The 17,332-nt window shown below is 73.8% G+C and carries 12 protein-coding genes; 3 read left to right on the forward strand and 9 right to left on the reverse strand.

The features are described 5' to 3' along the window. Positions 1–10 precede the first annotated feature (10 nt). The 9 genes from ftsW to mraZ all read right to left on the reverse strand — a co-directional run bounded on the left by ftsW (position 11) and on the right by mraZ (position 12,178). On the reverse strand, positions 11–1,297 hold the full coding sequence (gene ftsW / locus ACBI99_RS04590; protein ID WP_219502302.1) for a putative lipid II flippase FtsW: 1,287 nt from the start codon (positions 1,295–1,297) through the stop codon (positions 11–13). After that, on the reverse strand, positions 1,294–2,673 hold the full coding sequence (gene murD, locus ACBI99_RS04595) for a UDP-N-acetylmuramoyl-L-alanine--D-glutamate ligase (RefSeq protein ID WP_364172279.1): 1,380 nt from the start codon (positions 2,671–2,673) through the stop codon (positions 1,294–1,296). Before murD ends, ftsW begins: the two co-directional genes overlap by 4 nt. Beyond that, on the reverse strand, positions 2,658–3,713 hold the full coding sequence (gene mraY / locus ACBI99_RS04600) for a phospho-N-acetylmuramoyl-pentapeptide-transferase (protein ID WP_219502300.1): 1,056 nt from the start codon (positions 3,711–3,713) through the stop codon (positions 2,658–2,660). Before mraY ends, murD begins: the two co-directional genes overlap by 16 nt. After that, on the reverse strand, positions 3,710–5,134 hold the full coding sequence (gene murF / locus ACBI99_RS04605; protein WP_219502298.1) for a UDP-N-acetylmuramoyl-tripeptide--D-alanyl-D-alanine ligase: 1,425 nt from the start codon (positions 5,132–5,134) through the stop codon (positions 3,710–3,712). Before murF ends, mraY begins: the two co-directional genes overlap by 4 nt. Then, positions 5,131–6,663: a UDP-N-acetylmuramoyl-L-alanyl-D-glutamate--2,6-diaminopimelate ligase gene (locus ACBI99_RS04610; protein WP_375071726.1), complete on the reverse strand. Its 1,533-nt coding sequence runs from the start codon at positions 6,661–6,663 to the stop codon at positions 5,131–5,133. The genes murF and ACBI99_RS04610 overlap by 4 nt, the downstream gene beginning before the upstream one ends. A 40-nt stretch (positions 6,664–6,703) precedes the next feature. Then, positions 6,704–8,899 carry a penicillin-binding transpeptidase domain-containing protein gene (locus tag ACBI99_RS04615; RefSeq protein WP_375071727.1) on the reverse strand — a complete coding sequence of 732 codons (2,196 nt, stop codon included), beginning with the start codon at positions 8,897–8,899 and terminating at the stop codon, positions 6,704–6,706. Between the two features lie 731 nt (positions 8,900–9,630). After that, positions 9,631–10,569: a hypothetical protein gene (locus tag ACBI99_RS04620; protein WP_375071728.1), complete on the reverse strand. Its 939-nt coding sequence runs from the start codon at positions 10,567–10,569 to the stop codon at positions 9,631–9,633. Next, the gene (gene rsmH, locus ACBI99_RS04625; protein WP_219507286.1) at positions 10,553–11,524 is read right to left on the reverse strand and encodes a 16S rRNA (cytosine(1402)-N(4))-methyltransferase RsmH; all 972 of its coding nucleotides are present in this window, start codon (positions 11,522–11,524) and stop codon (positions 10,553–10,555) included. The genes ACBI99_RS04620 and rsmH overlap by 17 nt, the downstream gene beginning before the upstream one ends. Before the next feature lie 222 nt (positions 11,525–11,746). Beyond that, the gene (gene mraZ, locus ACBI99_RS04630) at positions 11,747–12,178 is read right to left on the reverse strand and encodes a division/cell wall cluster transcriptional repressor MraZ (protein ID WP_219507284.1); all 432 of its coding nucleotides are present in this window, start codon (positions 12,176–12,178) and stop codon (positions 11,747–11,749) included. 411 nt (positions 12,179–12,589) lie between these two features. Here mraZ and ACBI99_RS04635 point away from each other — a divergent pair, with 411 nt between their 5' ends. From ACBI99_RS04635 to ACBI99_RS04645, 3 genes are read left to right on the forward strand one after another with little or no spacing between them, the layout of a single operon-like run. Next, on the forward strand, positions 12,590–13,627 hold the full coding sequence (locus tag ACBI99_RS04635) for an AAA family ATPase (protein ID WP_375071729.1): 1,038 nt from the start codon (positions 12,590–12,592) through the stop codon (positions 13,625–13,627). After that, entirely contained in the window at positions 13,624–14,871 is a 1,248-nt protein-coding gene (locus ACBI99_RS04640) for a DUF58 domain-containing protein (RefSeq protein WP_219507281.1), read from the forward strand. Before ACBI99_RS04635 ends, ACBI99_RS04640 begins: the two co-directional genes overlap by 4 nt. Then, a complete protein-coding gene (locus ACBI99_RS04645) occupies positions 14,868–17,291 on the forward strand; it encodes a DUF3488 and transglutaminase-like domain-containing protein (RefSeq protein ID WP_357586600.1) in 2,424 nt (807 codons plus the stop codon). Before ACBI99_RS04640 ends, ACBI99_RS04645 begins: the two co-directional genes overlap by 4 nt. Positions 17,292–17,332: the final 41 nt, after the last annotated feature.

Raw genomic sequence — 17,332 nt, forward strand, 5'->3', positions numbered from 1 at the left:
CGGTCACTCCCTAACGTCTGTCTCGGCGTCTGCTCGTACGCCCCAGGCCAAGCCAGCTTAGGCCCCGGGCGGCCGGTCCGGGGCCACGTGCGGCCAAGGCCTCGCGCGCTCCGGGCTCCCGTTTGGCGAACGACAGCAGCATGCCCAGCGCGGCCAGCGTCGGCAGCAGCGCCGAGCCGCCGTAGGAGACCAGCGGCAGCGGGATGCCGGTGATGGGCAGCACGCCGAGCACGGCGCCCATGTTGACGAGCCCCTGGCCGACGATCCAGGCCACCACGGCGACCGCCACGAGCCGGACGAAGGCGTCGTTGACGCGGGTCGCCACGCGCAGCCCGGCGTAGCCGAGCAGGCCGAACAGCGCCACGACCAGCAGCGTGCCCATGAGCCCGAGCTCCTCGCCGAGGATGGCGAAGATGAAGTCGCTCTCGCCGTGGGGCAGCCACGACCACTTCTGCCGGCTGCTGCCCAGCCCGAGCCCGAACCAGCCGCCGGAGCCCATCGCGATCTGCCCCTGCACCGCCTGGTAGCCGGCGCCCTGCGCGTCGGCCCACGGGTCGAGGAAGGAGCCGACGCGGGCCATCCGGTACGGCTCCACCCGGATCATGATGATCGCGGCGAGCATGGCCAGCGCCAGGATGCCGCCGAACAGCTTGACCGGTGCCCCCACCACCCACAGCAGCGCCAGGAAGATCATGAAGAGCACGATCGTGGTGCCGAGGTCGCTGCCGAGCATGACCATGGTGGCCAGGATCGCGGTGCCGGGCATGAGCGGGATGAGCATGTGCCGCCACTCGATCCGCCCGGCGCGGGCCCGGCGCGCCAGCAGGTCGGCGCCCCACAGCGCCAGCCCGAGCTTGGCGGGCTCCGACGGCTGCAGGAAGATCGGGCCGAGGTCGAGCCAGCGCTGCGCGCCCAGCTCCGAGCGGCCGAAGGCGAGCACCAGGATCAGCGCGATGATCGACAGCGCCATCAGCGGGTAGCCCGCCCACCGGAACACCTTGTACGGCAGCCGCGTGCACAGCCACATGACCAGCACGCCCAGCGCGGCCGACATCGACTGCCTGATGAACCAGGAGAACGGGCTGCCGGTCTTGTGCATCGCCTCGATGCTGGAGGCCGACAGCACCATCATCAGCCCGAGCGCGAGCAGCAGCGTCACGCACCCGATGATCAGGTAGTAGGTGGTGAGCGGCTTGTCCAGCAGCTCCCGCAGCGAGACGAGCTGCTCGCGGGCCCAGCCTGACGGCTCCTGCGTGGCGCGCGAGCGCTGTTCCTTCTCGGAGGCCGGCGCGCTCACGTGGCCGCCTCTAGCCCGCGTACGGCACGCGCGAAGGCCTCCCCTCGCGCCGGATAGTTGGCGAACATGTCCAGCGACGCGCCCGCCGGGGACAGCAGCACGGTGTCTCCGGGGGAGGCCAGCCGGGAGGCTTCGGTGACGACTCGGTCCATCACACCAGTGTCTTGGCCGGAGATGTCCACGACGGGGACATTCGGCGCGTGTCGCGCGAGAGCTTCGGCGATCCGGGCCCGGTCGGCGCCGAGCAGCACCGCGCCGCGCAGCCGGGGGGCCGCCTGCCGGACGAGCTCGTCCACGTCAGCGCCCTTGAGCTGGCCGCCGGCCACCCACACGATCGACGGGTAGGACGAGAGCGCGGCGGCGGCGGCGTGCGGGTTGGTGGCCTTGGAGTCGTCGACGTAGTCGACCTCGCCGACGCGGGCCACGTGGGCCAGGCGGTGCGGGTCGGGCGTGAAGTCGCGCAGGCCCTGCCGTACGGCCTCCGAGGAGACGCCGAGGGTGCGGGCCAGCGCGGCGGCGGCCAGCGCGTTGGCGACGTTGTGCGGCGCGAGCGGGCGCACGTCGGCCAGCGTGGCGAGCTCCTCGGCCGACTCGGCCGGGTCGGCGACGAAGGCCCGGTCGACGAGCAGGTCCTCGACCACGCCGACCTGGCCGGGCCTGGGCACGCGCAGCGTGAAGCCGACGGCGCCCGGGTAGGGGGCGGCCAGCCGGGCGACCTCGGGGTCGTCGGCGTTGTAGATCACGGTGCCGGCCCGCTCGTACAGCCGGCCCTTGTCGGCCGCGTACGCCTCCATGGACCCGTGCCAGTCGAGGTGGTCGGGCGCCAGGTTGAGGATCGCGGCGGCGTGCGGGGCCAGCGTGGAGGACCAGTGGAGCTGGAAGCTCGACAGCTCGACGGCGAGCGCGTCGTACGGCTCGCCCACGGCCTCCACCACGGGCACGCCCACGTTGCCGACGGCGGCGGCCTTGCGCCCGGCGGCGAGCAGGATGGAGGTGAGCATGCGCACGGCGGTGGTCTTGCCGTTGGTGCCGGTCAGCGCCAGCCAGGGGGCGGCCCGGCCGGGCCGCAGCCGCCACGCCAGCTCCACCTCGCCGACCACCTCGACGCCCGCGTCGAGGGCGGCGGCGATGAGCGGGTGGTGCGGCGCCCAGCCGGTGGTGACCAGCCGGGTGACGCCCTCGGGCAGCTCCAGCGGCCCGAACCTGACCTCGACGCCGTGCCCGGACAGCTCGGCCGCGGCGGCGAGCTGCCGCTCCCCCTCGGCCGACTCCACGACGACGACCCGCTCGCCCCGCGCGGCCAGCACGCGGGCGGCGGCGGTGCCGGAGACGCCGAGCCCGGCGACGCAGGTGAGGCTCATCAGCGGGGCATCCATTCGAAGTAGAACAGGCCGAGCCCGAGCGCCGCGCACAGCCCGGCGACCAGCCAGAAGCGCACCACGATCGTGGTCTCGGCCCAGCCCTTGAGCTCGAAGTGGTGCTGCAGCGGCGCCATCCGGAACACTCGTTTGCCGGTCATCTTGAAGAAGCCCACCTGGATGATCACCGACATCGTGATGACGACGCAGAGCCCGGCCAGGATGATGAGCAGGAGCTGGGTGCGGGTGGCGATGGCCAGGCCGGCCAGCACGCCGCCGAGCGCGAGCGAGCCGGTGTCGCCCATGAAGATCTTGGCGGGGGGCGCGTTCCACCACAGGAAGCCGACCAGGGCGCCGAGCACGGAGGCGGCCACCACGGCCAGGTCGAGCGGGTCGCGCACCCAGTAGCAGTTGGGGCCGAGCTGGTCGATGCAGTTGTTGCGCAGCTGCCAGTTGCCGATCAGCACGTACGCGCCGAGGACGACGCCGGTGGCGCCGCTGGCCAGGCCGTCGAGGCCGTCGGTGAGGTTCACCGCGTTGGAGAACCCGACGATCATGATGAGGACCCAGATGGTGAATCCGACGATGCCGATCGACGGGCCGAAGTCACGCAGGAACGACAGCCTCGGCTCGGCGGGCGTGATGTCGTAGATGTTGGGGTTCTGCGTGACGAGCACCGCGAAGATCGCGCCGATGATGAGCTGGCCGAGCGCCTTGGCGCCGCTGCGCAGGCCCAGGGAGCGCTGCTTGTAGATCTTGATGAAGTCGTCGAGGAAGCCGACGGCGCCGAGCCCGGTCATCAGGAACAGCACCAGCAGTCCCGAGATCGTCGGCTTGGCCAGCGTGGCCAGGTGGGAGGCGCCGTAGGCGAGCAGCGAGGCCAGCACGATGACCGTGCCGCCCATGGTGGGGGTGCCACGCTTGCCGTGGTGGCCGGACGGGCCCTCCTCGCGGATCTCCTGGCCGTAGCCGCGTCTGGAGAACAGCCGGATGGCGAGGGGGGTGCCGAGCATGGAGAGGATCAGCCCCACCGCGCCGGCGATGATGATGTCGGTCACTGGGCGGCACCCCCGAGCAGCAGCTCGGCCGTGCGTTCGAGACCCATGGCCCGGGGGCCCTTGACGAGCACGACGTCACCGGGCCGCAGCCACCGGCCCAGCTCGGCCGCCGCCGCCTGCGCGTCGGGCACGTGCGTGATGAGCGGCGGCCCGCCCGCTCCCGGGGGCCCGCCCGCCTCGGCCAGCCGCCTGGCGGCCTCGTGCGCGCCTTCGAGCACCGGCCCGGCGTCGGCGCCTGCCACGACCAGGCCCGCCAGGCCGCTGCCGCCCGCCAGCCGGCCGAGCTCGGTGTTGAGCTCCTGGCTCTCGTCACCCAGCTCGCGCAGGGCGGCGATGACGGCGAACCGGCGGCGGCCCCGGCCGAGCGCGGCCAGCGCCTCGAACGCGGCCCGCATCGAGTCGGGGTTGGCGTTGTAGGCGTCGTTGACGACCGTGACGCCGTCGGGCCGGTCGGTGACCTCCATCCGCCACCGGCTGCGCGGCTCGGCCTGCGACAGCTCCTCGGCGATGGTGGCGACCGGCAGGCCCAGCTCGTAGCCCGCCGCGGCCGCGGCCAGCGCGTTGTCCACCGCGTGGCCGCCGTACAGCTTGAGCCTCACGGGAGCCGCGCCCGAGGGGGTGCGCAGCGTGAACGCGGCGCGCCCGCGCTCGTCCACGGTGATCTCCTCGGCCCGCACGACCGCGTCCTCGGATCGGCCGAACAGGGTGACGCGCGCCTGCGTGCGCGAGGCCATCGCGCGCACCAGCGGGTCGTCGGCGTTGAGCACGGCGACGCCGTCGCCCGGCAGCGCCTCGACGAGCTCGCCCTTGGCCTTGGCGATGGCCTCCTTGCCGCCGAACACGCCGAGGTGGGCGGTGCCGACGTTGAGCACCACGCCGATCCGCGGCGGCGCGATGCGCGCCAGGTCGGCGATGTTGCCGATGCTGCGGGCGCTCAGCTCCAGCACCAGGTAGCGGGTGGTGGCGTCGGCCTTGAGGACCGTGAGCGGATGGCCGATCTCGTTGTTGTGGTTGCCGGCGGGCGCGATCGTCGGGCCGATGCGGGCGGTGAGCCTGGCCAGCAGGTCCTTGGTGGTGGTCTTGCCGGCCGAGCCGGTCACGCCGATCACGGTCGCCGAGGGCAGCGCGGCGGCCTGCGCCGTGGCCAGCTCGGCGAGCGCGGCCGTGGCGTCGGGCACGATGATCGCGGGCCCCTCGACCGGGCGGCCGGCGAGCACCGCGACGGCGCCGGCCCGCAGCGCCTGCGCGGCGAAGTCGTGGCCGTCGACCCGGGCGCCCTTGTAGGCGACGAACAGCGATCCCGGCGCGGCTTCCCTCGAGTCGATGACGACGGGACCCCGCACCACCGCGCGGGGGTCGGCCATGCCCGACAGGGCGCCCGAGGTGATCTCGGCGATCCTGGCCAGAGGCAACGGGATCATGCGTGCTTCCTGCTTTCCTTGCGTGCGTCGATCGCGGCGGCGACCACCTCCCTGTCGTCGAAGGGGATCACCTCGCCTGAAACGTACTGGCCCTGCTCGTGGCCCTTGCCGGCCACGACTATCACGTCACCGCGCCCGGCGCGGCCGACCGCCAGGTCGATGGCCGCGGCGCGGTCGGGCTCAATGATCACATGGGCGCGCTCGTGCCGGGGAACGCGGAGCGCCCCCTCCATCATGGCGGCCAGGATGTGCAGCGGGTCCTCGGAACGGGGATTGTCGCTCGTGAAGACCGCCACATCGGCCAGCCGGGCGGCGGCCTCGCCCATGAGCGGCCGCTTGCCCGAGTCGCGGTCGCCGCCGCAGCCGAGCACGACCGTGAGCGTGCCGTCGGTGACCTCGCGCAGCGAGCGCAGCACCGACTCGACCGCGGCGGGTTTGTGCGAGTAGTCGACGACGGCCTGGAACGCGTCGCCGGAGCCGGTGACCCGCTCCATGCGGCCCGGCACTCCCGTCAGCGTGCCGACGCCGCGCACGGCGTCGGACAGCGGCGCCCCGGACTCGACGAGCGTGACGACCGCGCCGAGCGCGTTGGCGACGTTGAACGGGCCCGGCAGCGAGATCCGCGCCCGCGCCTCCACGCCGCCCGGACCGGCCACCAGGAACTCGCTGCCGTCGGCGCCCAGCCGGACGTCCAGCGCCCGCCAGTCGGCCTCCGGGTCGCCCAGTGCCGAGAACGTCGTCATCGGCACCTTGGCCACGCTCAGCAGCTCGCGGCCGTAGGCGTCGTCGAGGTTGGTGACGCCGCAGCGGCTCAGCTCCGGCTGGAACAGCCTGGCCTTGGTGGCGAAGTAGTCGTCGAAGTCCTTGTGGAAGTCGAGGTGGTCCTGCGACAGGTTGGTGAACAGCGCCACGTCGTAGCAGACGCCGTCGACCCGGCCCAGCGCCAGCGCGTGGCTGGAGACCTCCATGGCGGCCGCCGTGACGCCCTGCTCGCGCATGAGCGCGAACAGGCCGTGCAGCTCGGAGGCCTCCGGCGTGGTCAGCCTGGCCTCGAAGCGCAGCTCTCCGGCGCGGATCTCCACGCCGCCGACCAGGCCGGCCGTGTGCCCGGCCGCGCGCAGCCCGGCCTCCAGCAGGAACGTGGTGGTCGACTTGCCGCTGGTGCCGGTCACGCCGAGGACGGTGATGCCGTCGGCGGGCCGGCCGTAGACCCAGGCCGAGACCTGGCCCAGCACGGCGCGCGGATCGGGCACGATCAGCACCGGCAGGCCGGTGGCGACGGCCGCGTCACGGCCGCCGGGATCGGTCAGCACCGCCACGGCGCCGCGGGCCAGCGCCTCGGCGGCGAAGTCCGCGCCGTGGGCGCTGGCGCCCGGCAGGGCGACGTACAGATCTCCGCGCCGCACCTGGCGGGAGTCGATGGTGACGCCGGTCAGCGCGGCGCGCGGCGAGCGCGCGGTGCCTGAACCGGCGTCGAGCATGGTCGCCAGCCCGGTCAGCGGGCGGGGCGGACTGCTCGTTGGACGCATAGACGACGGGGGACGCACGGCGGCAGCGTACCTTTCCCGGTCACTGTCCCGCGCGTGTCCGCACCGGGGAGGCGGCGGAGCCTGTGGGAGGAATCTTCCTGCTCTTGATGGCGAACGTCATCACATCCTTGAACACCGGCGCGGCCAGCTGCCCGCCGAAGTGGCCGTTCTTGGGGTTCTGCAGCACCGACAGCACCACCAGCCGGGGCGCGTCGGCGGGCGTGAAGCCCACGAACGAGGCGGTGTAGCCGTCGTAGCGGCCGAGTTCGGCATCGTAGCGGTTGGCCGTGCCGGTCTTGCCCGCCACCCGGTAGCCCGGGATGGCGGCGAGCTCGCCGGTGCCCTCCGCGCTCACCGCGGCCTCGAGCATGGTGCTGATCTCCTTGGCGGTCTCCTCGCTGGTCACCCTGGTCTGCTTACCAGGAGGAGCGGGGACGAACCTGCCCGCCGCGTCCGTCGTGCCGGCGACGATCTGCGGCTCGATCTTGACGCCGCCGTTGGCGATCGTCTGGTAGACGCTGGCCATCTGCAGCGCCGTGACCGAGACGCCCTGCCCGTAGGCGACCGTGCAGCTCTGGCTGCCCGACCAGGTCTTGTAGTCGGGCAGCAGCCCGGCCTCCGCGCCCGGCACCCCGCCGCCCGGCCGCGTGCCGAACCCGAACGCCTTGAGCATCTCGTACAGGCCCTGGCTGCCGACCTTGCGCGCGGCCATGACCGTGGCCACGTTGCTCGACTCGGCCACGGCCTGCTGGAAGGTCATGTTCTGCGGCGGGTGCGCGTGCGCGTCGCGCAGCACCCGGTCGGCGCACTGGATGTTGTCCTTGACGTGGAACACCGTGCCCGGCTCGACCACGCCCGCCTCCAGCGCGGCGGCGGCGGTGATCACCTTGTTCGTGCTGCCCGGCTCGAACACCTCGGCCGCGGCGCGGTTGACGTAGTGCGACTCGGGTGCCTTGCGCCAGTTGGCCAGGTCGAGCTCGGGGGCGTTGGCCATGGCGATGATCTGCGCCGTGCGGACGTCCATGACGATCACGGTGCCGCTGCTCGCGCCCGACTTCCTCGTCTGCTCGGCGATCGCCTTCTGGGCCGCCCACTGGATGTCGCGGTCGATGGTCAGCCGCACGTCACGGCCGTCGACCGGCGGCGTGCGCTGGCTGCTGGTCATCGGGATGCGCAGGCCGTCACGGCCCGTCTCCATCCGCACCTCGCCGTCACGCCCCGCCAGCACCGAGTCGCGGGCCTGCTCCATGCCCGCCAGGCCGCTCTTCTCGTCGCCGACGAAGCCGATCAGGCTGCCCGCCAGGTCGCCGCCGGGGTAGACCCGCCGGTACGTCTCCGTGGCCGTCAGCGACGGGATCGGCTCCTTCAGCAGGCGGGTGGCCACGACCGGCTCCACGTCCCTGGCCAGGAGCTGGTAGCGGGTGTCGACGCGGGCCAGCTTGGCGGCCAGCTCGCGCTCGTCCTTGCCCAGATGGCGCGCCAGCAGCGCGGCCACCTTCCCGCGCACCTCCTCGGGCACCTTCGTCGGGTCGATGGCGATCTCCCGCGCCTCGACCGTCACGGCCAGGTCGTGGCCGTTCACGTCGGTGATGGAGCCGCGCTTGGCCTGGATCTCCTCCGTCTGCTGCCGCTGGTCCACCGCCGCCGCCTCGTACACCTTGGAGTCGAGGCCCTGCATCTGGATCAGGCGGCCGGCGAAGATCGACAGCACGAACGTCATGCCGATCAGGCCGATGTTGATCCGCCGGCGCGGGTTGCCCAGGCGCAGCACCAGTGGCGGCCTCGGCGGCACGGGCGGCCGCCCGCCGCCCTGGCGCGGCCCCCGGGGCGGTGGACGGCGGCCGCCGTCCTCGCGGGCGCTGCGGTAGCCCTCCCCGCCGTCGCGGCCCCGGTGCCCGTCGGAGCCGTCGCGCGTGCGTCCCCTGGGGCCCTGGGCGGAGTCACGCGACGTCCGCCTGGCGCTCCCGGGGGCCTCCCGCCCCCGCTCCGCCGGGCTCGGCCTGCGCCCGCCCCCGTCGGGGCGGCGGTCGTCCTGGGGGGCGCGCCGGTCGTCCTGGGGGGCACGGCGGTCGTCAGCGCCGGGGCGGCGCTCGTCCGGGAACGGGCGGCGGCCGCCCGTGGTGGGGCGCCTGCCCGGCGCGTCCTGCCTGTCGCCCCGGCCCCTCGGCCGGTCGTCGCCCTGGGGTCCGCGGCTCCTCGGCCGCTCGCCACCGTCACCTGCCCGCCCGCGGGCCACATCGCCACCATCCTGCCGGGCACGCCCACGCGCCCCCGGCCCCTCATCCTGCCGGAACCTGCCGCCCGGCCCGTCCTCACCACCATCACCGGAGCGACCCCCGGAGGGCCGTCCACGACGGGCCCCGTCACGCGGGCCCTCGCCGTCGTCACCCCGCGACCGCCCCCTCGGGCCGTCACCGGCCCCGCCGTCCCGTCCCTCCCCCGCACCACGACGCGACCGCCCGCGCGGCCCGTCCTCGTCGCCTCCGTACGGCCCCTCCCCGCCACGACGGGACCGGCCGCCCGAGGCGTCACCCCGGTACGACCCGTCCCGTTCACCCCGGGTGCGGCCTTCCGGGACGTCACCCCGGGACGGCCCCTCGCCGTCGCGGCGGGAGCGGCCCCGGAAAGCGTCGCCCCGGGACGGCCCGTCCCCGTCATCTCGGGAGCGCCCACCGGGGGGGTCACTCCGGGACGGCTCCTCACCGTCGCGGCGGGGGCCCCTGGGGGCGTCGCCCCGGGGCGGTGGGGTGTCGTCGCCGGGCTCGTCGGGGGTGAAGTCGCGGGTGAAGGGGAGGTCGAACGGGTCGGGCCGTTCGCGGGGCTCGTCCGGCGGCGTGGGGCGGGCGGAGGTGTTGCGTCCCGCCCGTCCTGGGCCGCCCGGCGTACGACGAGCGGCGCCGGGCCCTCCTTGAGAGCCGGCGCCGCCTGTGCCGCGACCGGGACCTTGACCCCTGCCGCTGGTGCCGCTCACCGCCCCTGGACCGCCTGGCCGGGCTCGGCGGTGTAGGGGTCGACGCTGTCCCACGCCGGGCGCATGCCGAGTTCCTCGGCCTGCCTGGCGATCTCCGTGGGCAGCTTGCTCTGCTCGTTCTTGCGCTTGAGGTCCTCGTTGTGCTGCCGCTCGCTGGCGATCTCGTCCACGAGGGTCGAGGCGGTGATGGAGTCCTGGGCCAGCACGGTGTTGAGCAGCAGCAGGCTCACCAGGCCGCCGCAGAGCAGCCCGACGACGAGCAGCACGAACGGGGCGCGCTGCCGTCGTGCCGGGCGTCGCCGGACGGCGGGGCGCGCCTGCCCGTCCAGCCCGCCGGCGACGCCGCGCCCGCGGTCGGTGCGGGGCCTGCGCGTGCGGGGGTCGGCGCCGGGCCGGGTGCGGGTGGCGGCAGACCGCGGGGCGGCCTCGGTCCTGGTGCGGCCGGCGCGCTCCGAGGCCGCGCCGGCGGACCGCTCGGCCGCCGTCCGCCCCGTACGCTGCGCGCCGTCGGACGCCGTGCGTGCCGTGCGTGCCGTGCGCGCCGCGCCGGAGCGCTCCGCGTCGGCGGCCGTCCGCCCAGGGCGCTCGGCGCGCTCGGCGCCCGTACGTCCCGGGCGCTCGGCGCCCGTACGTCCCGGGCGCTCGGCGCCCGTACGTCCTGGACGCCCGGAAGCGTCAGGACCCGGGCGGCCCGCGCGGTCGGCGGCCGGGCGGGGGGTGCGGGATCTGGTGTCGGGCGACGGGCGGGCGCCGCGGGCCGGGCGCGGGTCGGTCTCGGGGACGGGCTTGGCCGGGTGCGGGACGTCGGGCCGGCGCCTGCCGGTCTTCGGTCCGGCCGCGGCCGCGGGCGTGCTCCCGGCCGCGGGACCGGTCGTGGGCACAGTGCCGCGGGCGGGCGCGCCCCGCCGGGTCTCCTGCTCAGTCCTGGTCGTCAACACGGATCCTCTCTGCGGCCCTGAGCCGGGCCGAAGCCGCCCGCGGGTTGCGGGTCAGCTCTTCTTCGCTCGGGAGCTCGGCTCCCCTCGTCAGGAGGCGGAACCGCGGCTGGTGAGCCGGCAGCGGGACGGGCAGCCCGGGCGGGCTGGTGTCCTTGGTTCGCGCCGTGAGGACCTGCTTGGTGAGCCGGTCCTCCAGGGAGTGGTAGGAGAGCACGACGACTCTCCCGCCGAGCGCCAGCGCGTCGAGGGCCGCGGGCAGGGCCGCCTCCAGGGCGGCCAGTTCCGCGTTGACCTCGATGCGCAGCGCCTGGAACGTTCGTTTGGCGGGGTTGCCCCCGGTGCGCCGGGTGGCGGCCGGAATCGCCTCGCGGACGATGTCGGCCAGCCGCTTCGTCGACGTTATGGGGTCTTTGGCCCGTTCCTTGATGATCAGGCCCGCGACACGCGGGGCGAACCTCTCCTCGCCGTAGACGCGCAGGATGCGGGTCAGCTCGGCGGCGGGGTAGGTGTTGACCACGACCTCGGCGGTGAGCTCCTGGTCGGTGTCCATGCGCATGTCGAGCGGGGCGTCGTAGGAATAGGCGAAACCGCGCTCGGCCTCGTCGAGCTGGGGCGAGGAGACGCCCAGGTCGAACAGCACCCCGTCGACCGTGGTGCGCCCGGCGCGGGCCAGCACGGCGGCCATCTCGTCGGACGAGGCGTGGACGAGCGTGGTGCGCCCGGAGTAGGGGGCGAGCCTGCGCGTGGCGTGGTCGATCGCGAACGGGTCGCGGTCGATGCCGATGAGGTGCAGCGCGGGGTGCGCGGCGAGCAGTGCCTCCGCGTGGCCGCCGAGGCCGAGGTTGGCGTCGACGACGACGGGGTCCGGGCCGGTGAGCGCCGGAGCGAGCAGCTCCAGTACGCGCTCGAGCATGACCGGAACGTGACCGCCCTTGGCTGCGTCGTCGTGCATCTCCAAACCCCCCTCTCGCGTCCTGGCTCGCGGATGACGCGGCCGGTCGATGTGTCCGTCCTGCAAAGGGTCCCCACCCCGGTGCCGTCCGGCCAGGTCCCCATCCGCACCCTCTTCGTGGACGCCTGCCATCTGACACCGGGGAAGGTGCATCAGCTGGCCGGCAGTGGTTGCGGGTGGAGACCTCGCCGAACGACATCTCCGACGGCTCGACCGTGACTTCTAGAGAATCCCTGGCAGCACCTCCTCCGACAGGTCGGCGAACGCCTGCTCCTGCGCGTTGAGGTAGGTGTCCCAGGCCTGCGCGTCCCAGATCTCCAGCCGGGTGTTGGCACCGATGACCACGCAGTCACGCTGCAGGCCGGCGTACTGCCGCAGCCCCTGCGGGATCGTGATGCGTCCCTGCTTGTCTGGTTTCTCGTCGGACGCGCTGGCGAAGAAGACGCGGCTGTAGTCGCGCACCGCCTTGGCGGTGACCGGGGCGGTGCTGAGAGCCTCGGTTATGCGCTGGAACTCCTCCACGGGAAAGACGTAGAGGCATCGCTCCTGGCCTTTGGTGATCACAAGACCCTCCGCCAGCTCCTCACGGTACTTAGCCGGCAGGAACAGCCGTCCCTTGTCGTCCAGACGCGGTTGATGGGTGCCGAGGAACATCGGCCCCACCTCCCGTGCCTCGTGAAGCGCTCGGCGCTGGTGCACCGGGCCCTCCACTGCGCACCACCATACTCCACTTCTCCCCACCGTCAACTGATTCGAACCCGGTTCATCCGTCGTTTTCCACGCGTTATCGCAGGTCAGCGCGATGGGGTCGGGTGGGGGGCGGGGGCGGGCGCACGGCGGCCCGTGGGCGTGTCGAAGCGGGAAAAGCCCGGCGAATAACCGGCGGAGCCGCTAGAGGGGGCGGCGGTGGGGGAAAGTGGCGCGCCGCGTGGGGGGCGGTGTCACGGCATTCGCACGGCAATGCGACATGAACATGAACAACCTCTGGCTTCTCTGGAATATCCGCAAAAGTCGCTCCGGAACCCACAGAGTCGTAGGGTCGTACAGATAATGGAAAACAATGGCATGTCTCCCGCAAAGGCACCCTTGGGCGGGGCAGGCCGTCGCACCTCTCATGGAGGCCTGGTGGCAGTAACCCATGACGTCCCTCCCCAGCTCGGCGAGCTTGTCTCCACCGCGCACCGGATCCGGCAGGCCATCGAGTCCGTGATCGAGGGGAAGAGCGACGCCGTCCGCCTGACGCTGACCGTCCTGCTCGCCGAGGGCCACCTGTTGATCGAGGACGTCCCGGGAGTCGGCAAGACCATGCTGGCCAAGGCCCTGGCGCGGTCCATCGACTGTCCCGTGCGCCGGGTGCAGTTCACCCCCGACCTGTTGCCCAGCGACATCACCGGTGTGAGCGCTTACAACCAGCAGACCCGGGAGTTCGAGTTCAAGCCCGGGCCGGTGTTCGCCAACATCGTGGTCGGCGACGAGATCAACCGCGCCTCGCCGAAGACGCAGTCGGCCTTGCTGGAGTGCATGGAGGAGCGCCAGGTCACCGTCGACGGCAGGACGTACGAGCTGGACGCGCCGTTCATGGTGATCGCGACGCAGAACCCGATCGAGATGGAGGGCACCTATCCCCTGCCGGAGGCGCAGCGCGACCGGTTCACCGCCAGGGTGGCGATGGGCTATCCGGAGCCGACGGCCGAGCTGGAGATGCTCGACGTGCACGGCGGCACCTCCCCGCTGGACAAGCTGCAGCCGGTGGCGACCGAGGCGGAGGTGCGCGCGCTGATCGCGGCCGTGCGCGGGGTGTACGTGTCGCAGCCGGTCAAGAAGTACGCCATCGACCTGGTCGTGGCCACCCGCCACTCGCCGGACCTGCGGCTGGGCGCCTCCCCCCGGTCGACGCTGCAGCTCGTCCGCGCGGCCAGGGCGAACGCGGCGCTGTCGGGCCGCGACTACGTCATCCCGGACGACCTCCAGGAGCTGGCCGTGCCCGTGCTGGCGCACCGGCTGCTGCCGAGCGTGGAGGCGCAGGGCCAGCGCAGGCTGCCGGAGCAGGTGGTGGCGGAGCTGGTCAGGCGCGTGCCGGTGCCGGAGACCCGGGCGTCGTGAGAGCCGGACTGCGGGCGCTCACCTCGCGGGGACGCTCGTTCCTGGCCTCGGGGATCGCCGCGCTGGTGATGGCGTTCCTGCTGGGCGAGGACGACCTGTTCAGGATCGGCGTGCTGGTGACGGCGCTGCCGCTGCTGGCCGCCCTGGTGGTGGCGCGCACGCGCTACCGGCTGAGCTGTGCCAGGCGGCTGGACCCGGCCAGGGCGGAGGCGGGCGGCGAGGCCACCGTGACGCTGCGCCTGGAGAACGTGACCAGGCTGCCGACCGGGCTGCTGCTGATCGAGGACACCGTCCCGTACGCGCTGGGCGTGCGGCCCCGGTTCGTGCTGGACCGGGTGGAGGCCCGCGGCGTCCGGGAGATCGACTACAAGGTGCGCTCGGACCTGCGCGGCCGCTACCCGATCGGGCCGCTGTCGGTGCGCATCGCCGACCCGTTCGGCCTGGTGGAGCTGACCCGGGCGTTCACGATCACCGACACGCTGGTGGTGACGCCGCAGGTGGTGGCGCTGCCGCACGTACGGCTGTCGGGCGAGTGGACCGGCGGCGGCGACAGCCGCACCCGCAGCGTGGCGGCGGCGGGCGACGACGACGTCGCGCCGCGCGAGTACCGGCAGGGCGACGACCTGCGCCGGGTGCACTGGCGCTCGACCGCCCGCCACGGCGAGCTGATGGTGCGGCGCGAGGAGCAGCAGTGGCAGAGCCGCGGCGCGCTCCTGCTCGACACCCGCCGCTTCGCCCACCGCGGCGAGGGCCCGCGCTCCTCCTTCGAGGTGGCGGTCTCGGCGGCGGCCTCGATCGGCGTGCACCTGGCGCGTGAGGGGCTGGGCCTGCGGCTGGTCACCGACCAGGGCGCCGAGCACCTGACGGACACCGGGCTGAGCTGGTCGCTGCTGGACACGCTGGCGATGGTGCGCGGCAGCTCGGCCAGGTCGCTGGAGATGGGCGTCTCGGCGCTGCGGCAGGGCGGCGGCGACGGGCTGATCGTGGCCGTGCTCGGCTCGCTCGACCCCGAGGAGGCCCGCGAGCTGGCCCGGCTGCGGCACAGCGGCATCACCGCGGTGGCGGTGCTGCTCGACGTGGGCACCTGGGACGGCGGGCAGACGGAGAACTACGACGCCGTGCAGACGGTGCTGGCCGGGTACGGCTGGCGGATCGTCCGGCTGCCCGCGGGCGTCTCGATCGCCTCGGTCTGGCAGGACGCCGGCAGCCGCGGCAGGTACGTGCTCAGCGGAGGTTCGGCATGAGGCTTTCTGTGGCGTCCGCCGTGGCGACGTTCGCCGCGGCGATCCTGCTCTACCCGCTCTTCGAGGGCGGCTCCTGGTTCTGGGCGTCGCTGGGCGCAGTGCTGGCGGTGATGGCGGCGAGCCTGGTGAGCGGACGGCTGTCGCTGCCGTCGTGGGCGGCGGCGCTGGTGAGCGTGGCCGCGCTGGGCCTGTACCTGACGGTGTCCTTCACCGCCGAGGAGGCCTGGGCGCTGGTGGTGCCGACCAAGGAGTCGGTGCTGGAGCTGGCCGACCTGCTGACCACCGGGTGGGCCGACATCCAGCGCTACGCCGCGCCGGTGCCCGCCAACGAGCCCATCTCCCTGCTGACCTCCGGCGGCGTGGGCGTGATCGCGATCATCGTCGACCTGTTCGCCTCCCGGCTGCGGCGGGCGGCGCTGGCGGGGCTGCCGCTGCTGGCGCTGGCCACGGTGCCGGCCACGATCCTGGCCGACCCGATCAGCTGGCCGGCGTTCATCCTGGCGGCGCTCGGCTTCACCAGCCTGCTGATCGCCGACGGGCGCGAGCGGGTGGGGCACTGGGGCCGGGCGGTGCTGGTGCGCCGGACCCGCGCGGCCCAGCAGACGCCGCGGGCGGGCGGGCAGGCCGACACCAGCGGGCTGCGCCTGTCGGGCAAGCGCATCGGCTTCGCGGCGATCGCGCTGGCGGTGGTGGTGCCGGCGGCGCTGCCCGCGATGGAGCCGGTCTCCTTCTTCACCTTCGGCGTGGGCGGCAGCGGCTCCGGGCGGGGCAACTCGATCAGCATCCCGGACCCGATCGCGGACCTGAAGGGGCGGCTGGAGCTGCCGGAGCGGCGCACCGTGCTGACCTACACGAACAACGACAGCAGGCCGCGCTACCTGCGCATCTACGCGCTCGACACGTTCGACGGCGAGCAGTTCGGGATGACGCAGCCGCAGGGCGCTCCGGAGAACCGGACGGACAACGGCCCGCTGCCCCCGCCGCCCGGCCTCGGGCGTGAGGTGAAGGTGGCGGACGTCAGCACGCAGATCACGATGAGCGAGGAGATCTCCAAGCTGTCGTTCCTGCCGCTGCCGTACCCGCCGAGGGCGATCCAGGTGGACGGCGACTGGCGCGCGGACGTCAGCACGCTGATGGTCTTCTCCACCGTCGACGAGGCGGCCGGGCTCGAGTACCAGGTGCTGTCGGGCGAGCCGCAGGTCACCTCCGAGGTGCTCGACTCGCTGCCGCCGGGCGGCGAGGCGGCCGACCCGCGCTACCTGCAGCTGCCGGAGAACCTGCCGGAGGAGATCAGGGAGCTGGCCCGCCAGGAGACCAGAGGCGCCGAGACGGGCTACCAGCGGGCGGTGAAGCTGCAGCAGTTCTTCACCAGGACCGGCGGGTTCGTCTACAGCCTCGAGACGCAGGGGCACAGCAACTCGGCGCTGCAGGACTTCCTGCTGGCCAGCCGGGCGGGCTACTGCGAGCAGTTCGCGGCCTCGATGGCGCTGCTGGCGCGGGTCGTCGGCATCCCCTCGCGGGTGGCGATCGGCTACACGGGCGGCACGCAGATCGGCGGCCAGTGGACGGTGGCGACCAACGACTCGCACGCCTGGCCGGAGCTGTACTTCGAGGGCGTGGGCTGGCTGCCGTTCGAGCCGACGCCGGCGGGGTCGGCGGGGCAGGGCAGCGCCCGGGTGCCCGCGTACACGATCCCGCAGACCCGCTCGACGGGCAGCGCGGATGAGCCGACGCCGGGCTCGTCGGGCAGCCCCGACAGCGAGGCGCTGGGCCCGCAGAACCGCCAGAACCCGCGTCAGCTCGACCGTGAGGCGGCGCTGCTGGCCAACGGCGGGGTGCCGCCGGAGGAGTCGACCCCGCTGATCGCGCAGATCGGCCTCGGCGCAGGCGTGCTCCTGCTGGTGCTGCTCGTCCCGGCCGCGGTGCGGCTGTTCACCCGCAGCAGGCGGGTGCGCGCGCTCGGCTGGAAGGTGAGCGAGCCGTCGGACGAGGTGACGGCCAGGGTGGTGGCGAGCCGCCATCCGGCGGTCGCGGCCGCCTGGGCGGAGCTGGACGACGCGCTGTGCGACTACGGGATGGCGCGCGGGGCGAGCGAGACGCCGCGCGCGCTGGCACGGCGGCTGACGGAGCAGTACGAGTTCGACGCGGAGGCGGCGGCGTCGATCGCGGCGATCGCCTCGACGGTGGAGCGGGTGCTGTACGCCAGGGAGCCGGGCGAGATCGCGCCGATGGGCAAGGATCTGCGCCGGGTGCGCCAGGCGCTGGCGGCGACCGTGTCGCGGGCCAGGCGGGTGCGGGCGGTGCTGATGCCGCCCTCGACGATGCGCCGGCTGCGCGGCCTGGGCGAGGGCCTGCTGGACGGGTTCGACCGGCTGGAGAACATCAGGCTGCGCCGGACGGCGTCGCAGAAGGGCGCGTGACGAAACGGTCGTGGGGGGGGGGGGGGGGGGGGGGGGGGGGG

It is taken from the genome of Nonomuraea sp. ATR24, from assembly GCF_041950485.1.
Lineage (GTDB): Bacteria > Actinomycetota > Actinomycetes > Streptosporangiales > Streptosporangiaceae > Nonomuraea > Nonomuraea ceibae.

Coding starts and splice junctions, on each gene's coding strand:
- murD (WP_364172279.1), bottom strand. CDS start 2,673: ATGGATGCCCCGCTGATGAGCCTCACCTGCGTCGCCGGGCTCGGCGTC.
- murF (WP_219502298.1), bottom strand. CDS start 5,134: ATGATCCCGTTGCCTCTGGCCAGGATCGCCGAGATCACCTCGGGCGCC.
- ACBI99_RS04610 (WP_375071726.1), bottom strand. CDS start 6,663: ATGCGTCCAACGAGCAGTCCGCCCCGCCCGCTGACCGGGCTGGCGACC.
- rsmH (WP_219507286.1), bottom strand. CDS start 11,524: ATGCACGACGACGCAGCCAAGGGCGGTCACGTTCCGGTCATGCTCGAG.
- mraZ (WP_219507284.1), bottom strand. CDS start 12,178: ATGTTCCTCGGCACCCATCAACCGCGTCTGGACGACAAGGGACGGCTG.
- ACBI99_RS04635 (WP_375071729.1), top strand. CDS start 12,590: ATGTCTCCCGCAAAGGCACCCTTGGGCGGGGCAGGCCGTCGCACCTCT.
- ACBI99_RS04645 (WP_357586600.1), top strand. CDS start 14,868: ATGAGGCTTTCTGTGGCGTCCGCCGTGGCGACGTTCGCCGCGGCGATC.